Annotated in this window: 2 protein-coding genes; both read left to right on the top strand. The window is 66.8% G+C overall.

What is annotated here, in order from left to right:
- A partial coding sequence (locus tag AC1DGP_RS34985) for a calcium-binding protein (protein WP_476833266.1) occupies nt 1-1739 on the top strand: 1739 nt, incomplete at its 5' end.
- 63 nt (nt 1740-1802) lie between these two features.
- Nucleotides 1803-3052, top strand: a 1250-nt coding sequence (locus tag AC1DGP_RS34980) for an HlyD family type I secretion periplasmic adaptor subunit (protein WP_476833265.1), incomplete at its 3' end; no start/stop codon positions are given.

Genomic DNA, 3052 nt, shown 5'->3' with positions numbered 1-3052 from the left:
TGACCGCGGTCGAGGGTGGCTGGGAGTTCACCCCGGCGCCCGGCTATTTTGGCCCKGTGACGCTGAGCTACGAGGTCAGCGACGAGACCGTCGCGGTCGCCCAGACCGCGCTCTTCAGGGTCGTCGAGTTCACCGAGATCAACGGCACGGCCGGCGATGACAGCCTGACCGGGACGGAATGCGCCGACCTGATCGACGGGCGCGACGGCAATGACGTGATCGATGGCCGCGGCGGCTCCGACATCCTGCATGGCGGCGCCGGCAACGACTTCATCCGCGGCGGCGCCGGCCATGACCTGATCTATGCCGGCCGCGGCAACGACATCGTCTATGGCGGCGAGGGCAACGACACGATCTATGGCGATGACGGCGACGACCAGCTCTTCGGCGAGGATGGCGACGACATCATCTTCGGCGGCAACGGCAACGACATCATCATCGGCGGTAAGGGCAATGATCGGCTCTATGGCGGCGATGGTGACGATTTCATCGACGGCGGTGAGGGGGACGACTGGATCGATGCCGGTGAGGGCAACAACGTTGTCTTGACCGGCGACGGCAACAACACCGTCCGCACCGGCAATGGCAACAATGTCGTCATCGGTGGCGCCCACGTCGACATCGTCGAGTTCGGCTGCGGCCAGGACACGGCCCGTCTCGGTGGGGGGGACGACGTCGCGGCGGGCGGCGGCGGCAACGACCGGCTCTTCGGCGAATCCGGCAACGATACGCTCTCCGGCGATGACGGCGACGATGTACTCGATGGCGGGGAGGGCGACGATCACCTCGCCGGCGGCTGCGGCAAGGACAGGCTCTTTGGTGGCAGCGGCAATGACTTGCTCGACGCCGGTGACGGCGATGACGAGGTGGAGGGCGGCGACGGCGACGACATCGTCTTCGGCGGAGACGGAGACGACAGGGTTGAGGGCGATGCCGGCCATGACCGGCTCTTCGGCGGAGCGGGCGACGACCGGATCGAGGGCAATGATGGCAATGACGTCATTGATGGCGGCACCGGCAATGACTGCCTGTTCGGTGGGACCGGCAATGACGTGATCCAGGGCGGTGCCGGCAACGACCGGATCGAGGGAGGTAGCGGTGCCGATACGCTCGATGGCGGTGGGGGCAGGGACCGGGTTGAGGCCGGGTCTGGCGACGACGTGATCATCGGTACGCTCGATGCTGCGGCCGATTGCTATGATGGCGGCAGCGGTTGCGACACGCTGGATTACTCCCGGGCAACGCAGAGCATCGACATCAACCTGGTCGAGGGCAAGGCGGTCAGCGTCGAGATCGGCGAGGACGGGTTCTCCAGCATCGAGGCGGTGATCGGCGGCAGCGGCAATGACCACTTCACCATCGGCACTGATGTGGTGACGCTGACCGGCGGGGCGGGCGACGACACCTTCTCCTTCGACGTGCCCTATGATGAGGACGATCGCGACCTGATCCACCAGATCCTCGACCTCGAGGCCGGCGACCGCATCCGCATCAAGCAGTACCAGATCCGCAAGCACGATGATGATGACGATGATGACGACGGCGGAAGCGGTTCCGACGACGATGCCTTCGATCGCACCTATGGCGACGAGGGCGACGATTCCGGTCGGCCATTCCGCTTCCGCATCGAGAAGATCGGTGACGACGACCGCACCTATGTCGATGTCTATCTCGAGCAGAATGACGAGAAGGACTACTCGATCGAGATCCAGGGCAGTCACAGGCTTTATTACTACTGATCCCGGCGAGGGGGCGGGGCCGCAGCGCCTCGCATTCCGGGCCGTCTGACGGGAGAGATGAGCATGATCAAGAGCAGTGTCGCATCGCAGTCCGGTGGGGACGCCAGGGAAGGGCGCGAGCCGAACTTCGGGCTCGGCCGGCATATGCTCGCCGGTACGGCGCTCGCCCTGCTCTTGGTCGTCGGCTGCGGCGGCTGGGCCGCCAGCGCCCATCTCAACGGCGCCGTGATCGCCCAGGGCTCGGTCAAGGTCGACCAGAACCTCAAGGAGGTGCAGCACCGCGACGGCGGCATCGTCCAGGCGATCGGGGTGCGCCAGGGCGACCGGGTCGAGGCTGGCCAGACCCTGTTCTGGCTCGACGATGTCCAGACCAAGGCCGAGCTCTCGATCATCCGCTCGCAGCTCGGCGAAAATCTCGGCCGCAAGGCCCGCCTGATCGCCGAGCGTGACAACCTCGCCGCGATCACCTTCCCGGCCGAGCTCGCCAAGGTCTTCGACGAGGCGGATCAGATCATCCAGGGCGAGACCCGGTTGTTCGACGGCAACCGCACCAACCGCGAAAGCCGCAAGGAACAGCTCGAGATCAGCGTCGTCCAGTCCGGCGAGGAGATCAAAGGCCTCGAGGCGCGCAAGGTCGCCAAGGTCGAGGAGCTGCGCCTGGTCGAACTCGAGCGGAACAAATATCTCGGCCTGTTCGAGAAGGGCTTCATCGACGGCACGAAGGTCTACAACATCAACCGCGAATGGGCCCGCCTGCTCGGCGAGCGCGGCGAGATCGAAGCCTCGATCGCCCGCGCCCGGCTGCGCGTCAGCGAGGCCCGCCTCCAGATCATCGCCGTCGACGAGACCGCCCGCACCGAGGCCCAGCGCGAGCTGCGCCAGGTCGAGGCCAAGGTCTCCGAGCTCAGCGACCGACGGCTCGCCAGTGAGGACCGGCTCTCGCGCTCCGAAATCCGCGCCCCGATCGCCGGGCTCGTCAACGAGTTGACCGTCTTCACCGTCGGCGGTGTCATCACCCCGGMCGCGCGCCTCGCCACCATCGTGCCGGGCGAGGCCAAGCTCACCGTCGAGGTCAGGATCGCGCCGACGGATATCGACCAGGTCAGGCCGGGCCAGCCCGCCCGCCTGCGCTTCTCCGCCTTCGCCAAGAACGCGACCCCGGAGCTGCCGGGCACCGTCAGCCATCTCTCCCCGGCGACCACCCGCGACCCCACCACCGGCGCCAATTTCTACACCGGCGAGATCCAGATCGACGGCGATCTCGTCGCCGCCCTCGGCGACCGCAAGCTCCAGCCCGGAATGCCGGTCGAGGT

This window comes from Allobosea sp. 05T433 (assembly GCF_056396065.1).
Note: the sequence above shows the minus strand (reverse complement) of the source record. Positions and strands in the feature narration are given on the sequence as shown.